2 protein-coding genes are annotated in these 4,557 nt (G+C 57.6%); one reads left to right on the forward strand and one right to left on the reverse strand.

Annotated elements, in window-relative coordinates:
* A partial coding sequence (locus IVB41_RS00025) for an Ig-like domain-containing protein (protein ID WP_247425707.1) occupies nucleotides 1–2,661 on the reverse strand: 2,661 nt, incomplete at its 3' end.
* 504 nt (nucleotides 2,662–3,165) lie between these two features.
* Between IVB41_RS00025 and IVB41_RS00030 the strand changes: the two genes are divergently transcribed.
* Nucleotides 3,166–4,257: a methyltransferase domain-containing protein gene (locus IVB41_RS00030; RefSeq protein ID WP_247425709.1), complete on the forward strand. Its 1,092-nt coding sequence runs from the start codon at nucleotides 3,166–3,168 to the stop codon at nucleotides 4,255–4,257.
* The last annotated feature ends 300 nt before the right edge of the window (nucleotides 4,258–4,557 follow it).

Below are 4,557 nucleotides of genomic sequence, written 5' to 3' on the forward strand. Positions count from 1 at the left end.
GCTGCCGGAGACCGTCAGCGTGGTGTCGCTGGTGACGAAGTCGCCGGCGGTGCCGGTATCCTGGTTGATCGCCGTGATCGCCAGCGCCTCGGACGGAGCCGTGGTGTCGAGCGTCAAGATCAGCGAGGCGCTGCCCGTATTCCCAAACGTGTCCGTCTGGCTCGCCACGAGGGTATGCAGCCCATCAGCGAGACCGCTCGGTGTGAACGCCCAGTTCCCGCTCCCATCCGCCAAACTGGTGGTTGCGATTAAAGTCCCATCGATGGTGAAGTGCACCGTGGTGTTTGCCAGGCCCGTCCCGGTCAGCGCAGCGTTCGAAGTGATCTGGTCAAGCGCCGAAGACCCGGTATCGGAGGTCAGATGCTCCGTCACGGCCGGGCCGGTCGTGCTGAGCGTGTAGACAACGGCATTGCTGGTCGTCGTGTTGCCGGCAACATCGCTCACCCTGGCCGTCAGCGAGTTGCTGCCATTGCCGAGCGTGACGAGGCTGCTCCAGCTGCCGTCGCCCAGCACGACGGCGGTGCCGATCGTGGTGGTCCCGTCCAGGATTGTGACGGCGGCCCCGGCATCGGCCACATCGACCGTACCGGCAATGGTCTGGTTCGCCTGGTTCGTCGGTCCGCCCGTGCTGGTGATCGCAACGGTCGGCGCCGTCGTATCGATCGTCAGTGCCGTCGACGTCGAAGCCGTCTTGCCGGCCGTATCCGTCACTATGGCCGTTACAAAGAAGACGCCTTGGCCGGCAGGTGTGATCGAGGTAATCCAGTGGCCGCTCCCGTCCAGCGTCACCGCCGCACCATTGACAGTCAAGGTCGAGCCGATCTCCGCGGTGCCGCTGACCTGGATGCCGCCTACGGCTTCCGATGCGTTGATCAGATTGTCGCCGCCCTCGATTGTCGTGATCGCAACCGTCGGGCCGGTGCTGGTGAGCGTATAGACCACCGCGGCACTGGTTGCGGTGTTGCCGGCGGCATCGCTCACCTTGGCTGTCAGCGAGTTGCTACCCTGATTCAGAGTGACAGTGCTGCTCCACCCGCCGTCGTGCCGCACGATGGCGGTGCCGATCGGGATGGTGCCGTCCAAGATCGTCACGGTGGCGCCGGCGTCGGCTACGTCCACCGAACCGGTGATGGTCTGGCTCGCCTGGTTGATCGGACCCCCGGCGCTGGTAATCGCGACCGTCGGTGCCGTCGTGTCTAGCGTGAAAACAACAGGCGCGCTCGTCTTGAGATTAGTGCTAGGATTAGACGCCACGATGCTATGGTCGCCATCGCCCGCCAGAGTGACTGTCTTAGTCCAAACGCCGCCAGAACCAACGGTAACCGCTCCGATTTGCGTAGTGACGCCGTCATAGGTGTCGTACAGCGTCAGAGTGGACCCAACAAGGGCCGGATCAACGGTTCCGCTGATCGTCTGATGGCCTTGGTTGACTGAACCTCCTGCGCTTTCGATAACTATAGGTCGGAACGAAATCGGGACGAAAACTTGCGTGTTGTCGGAAGAGACAGCCGGCTTCGTTGTTGGCGCAGAACCTCCTGTGATAGACGCGAGCGTCACAGAAGTAGGAGCGATCGATCCACCACTAGCCTGCCCCTTCACATCGTCTGCAATGACGGTAGTCGACGCCTCGGTGGGTGAGGCCGGCGGACTTCCAGCGAACTTCTGCAGCGTCTTCGTATCGACATCGCCTCGCTTGCCGTCACTTGGTGGCGGAGTATTCGGAGCAAGCTGTTTGCCGATGTCGTAGGTCGTCAACACCTGCTGAAATGCGCTGAACTCCTGAGCAACTTGGCTCTGGCTCTTGCTGACGTCCTGGGTAATCACTTCAAAATTTGCAGCTGGCGTTACGGTCAGCGATGGACCATTGCTGGTAACTATCCCGATCGCGTCTCCCGCAACACATGCCCCTTGAAGTACGCTCGTTGGAACGCACTTGAAGACCTGGACTGAATGAACCTGACCATCGTGCTCATCGGCAACGGAGATCGAGACCTGCCCATCCACCGCATCGACGTTGAGAATGACTGCTGTACCGCGGATCCCGATCACAGCAGAAGGCGTTGCAACTTGCATGTCGCCGGTCTTGGCGACTTGGCCTGCTACGAAACTGGCCGCGCCTTGGACAAGCGTGAAAAGAGCATGATTGGAACCACTAGTCAGACTGACCAAGGTACCGCTTGCACTATTCTGCTCTTCGTATCCCAAATCATTCAACATAAACCGCGCGTTGGCACTCAGATTGAACGTTGAGCCGTCAATCAGAACCAGACCAATTGTCGAGCTACTTCCGGTTTGCACGACGTCGTTCTGATAAACGACGTCTCCATTATTTGCCTCGATGGTAACGCCATTCCGAACAATACTGGCGCTTCCCGTTACAGTGGCGACATGGCCTATCACCTTTGCAGCCGATGCGGCATTTCCGGCAGCTTGAGCAAAGGTTTGATAGCCAGTTAGCGTTTCTACCACTCTTGCATCGAGTAGAGCACCGTCTGCCGAAATCAGCGACGGGCGCTTCTCACCGTGAAAGTAACCTTGGATTGTGACACGTTGGTCGAGATCCGAGATAATGAGATCATGGCCCGAGCGTGAATACTCGCCCGAGAACATCAGATGCGCATCGGAAATGATCACCGTGTTGGCTGGGCCAGGCTCCAGCAAACTGAAGGACCCCCGCGCTAACTCAAACCCCGCAGGTTCGTAGTTCGGTTGCGATGGGGTGTTCAAATTGCGCCCCCTGAAGAAACATTTGCAAAATATTCAATTTTATTTTATTAGCATTTGATTAATCGCGAGAGAAGCCTTCTTTTTAGGACACGCAAAGCTTTCTTAAACCCGACAATGGCTCAAACCCGTAAGATAGAGTCCGGCTTTTAGGAGCCCGCCTTACGAACTGAGTTCGTGTTTCCGTGGTTCGGCTCCGCACAAGAGGCGCGTTGAGCACTAGGCTCCTCGTCGTTTTTTCTCGGGCACTGTGGCTTCGTCTTCAACTTGCCGGCCGCGCCGTTCGACACACTAGCGACACATCCAGGCGCACCTGCAACAACCTCGTCCTGAGCGTCTGCCAATGAATCTAGGCTTTACCGTGCTCACAGCCCCGCATCAGCTTCAAGCACGGTCGTCGGTAACATTCGCTTTTGGTCAAGTTTATTGTGCGGGGACGTCATGATGACGCAAGGCATCGAAGCCCCTGAATTTCCGCGTGACATGCTGGATTTCTTGAGATGCAGCAAGGACGGCGAGGTGCTGGTTACCAGCGACGAGGTCTGCGGCGTCATGGGGATCAGCAGCGCCAAACTGACATGCTCGAAGTGCCAGTCCAAGTTCGCCATAAGCGATGGTATCGCCCGGCTCATCAGTTCTGATGCGAGCGATGAAGACGCGCACGAAATGGCCCTGCGCGACACCGAGTATGCAGAGGCCTCCGACTATTCTCCCTGCTCCAGGTCCGAACTCTCCGATTTCATCGAGATCCCACCGTTCCTGCGCGCCATCGACATCAAGCGCAACAACTTGATCATGGAGGTCGGCTGTGGGGACGGCAGGTTTACCCTTCTGATGCTTCAACGAGGAGCCCGCATCATCGCAATCGACATATCGGTGAACGCCCTCAAGAAACTGAACGAGCGCCTTAAGACCGGTCGCGCGCCTACTCCATATCCTCAGAACGAAGCCCTCATGAAGGACTTCCGATCCAGAGTGGCGCTTATTCATTCCGACGCGAGCAAGGTTCGGTTGGCCCCGTTGGTCCTTGATCGGACGCTGTCGACTACGCCTTTGGACTCCCGCGAACAGCGCACCGCGCTCTACAGAACAATTTCCGAGTCGCTTAAGCCCGATGGCTGGTTCGTCGGCAGCACCGAGTACGACGACCTTTTTCGGCGAGCTCTCGGCCTTCCGACTGGGACAAGGTACGAGGCCGGCGGTATCTTCATCGAGCATTTCGGCATCGACAAGATAAAGCGCGAGACAGGAGCCTATTTTGGGAAGGTTAAATGTTGGCCCGTCCGGCCGCGCGTTCCATTGGTACATCGCATCTCGCCGAAAGTCGGCATCATGATTTGCAACCTGATCAGCAGCCTGCCGCTGTTGCGGCATGCCGGAGAAATTTTACTTTTCCGGGCCTCAGCGCCCGTGCACGTCGAGGTCGAAGGAACCCATCGTCGAGGAAGCGCGATCGTCAAACGACTGTTCAGCCTTTACTCTCGCAGTGTTGGCAAGGAGCCAATCTGGCGTTGGGAGAAGGTCAAGGTTTAATCAGTTAAGTGGTAGAGCGTCGCACCTTTATGGCAGATATTGGAGTTTCAATTCAATTCCTCTCAACCGGCACCTTCTTTTCTTCGACGCTTGAACTGGTAGACTACATTCGCCCTCCTCGATACTGTTGGCCTGCATGAGTTTTGAGCAGTTGAGCGACGTCAGCGTTCTTCTTCTTTATGAGAACGTCAGGCAGCAGGTGTAAGCGATGTTCTCAGGCCACGCGCCAGCGTTCTGGGGTAGCGAGATAGGCCCAGGGTAGCAGTTCGTCGATCTGGCTATTCGGGTGATCGTTGACGA

The sequence above is a fragment of the Bradyrhizobium sp. 44 genome (assembly GCF_023073095.1).
In the GTDB taxonomy this organism is placed as follows: domain Bacteria; phylum Pseudomonadota; class Alphaproteobacteria; order Rhizobiales; family Xanthobacteraceae; genus Bradyrhizobium.

Coding starts and splice junctions, on each gene's coding strand:
- IVB41_RS00030 (WP_247425709.1), top strand. CDS start 3,166: ATGATGACGCAAGGCATCGAAGCCCCTGAATTTCCGCGTGACATGCTG.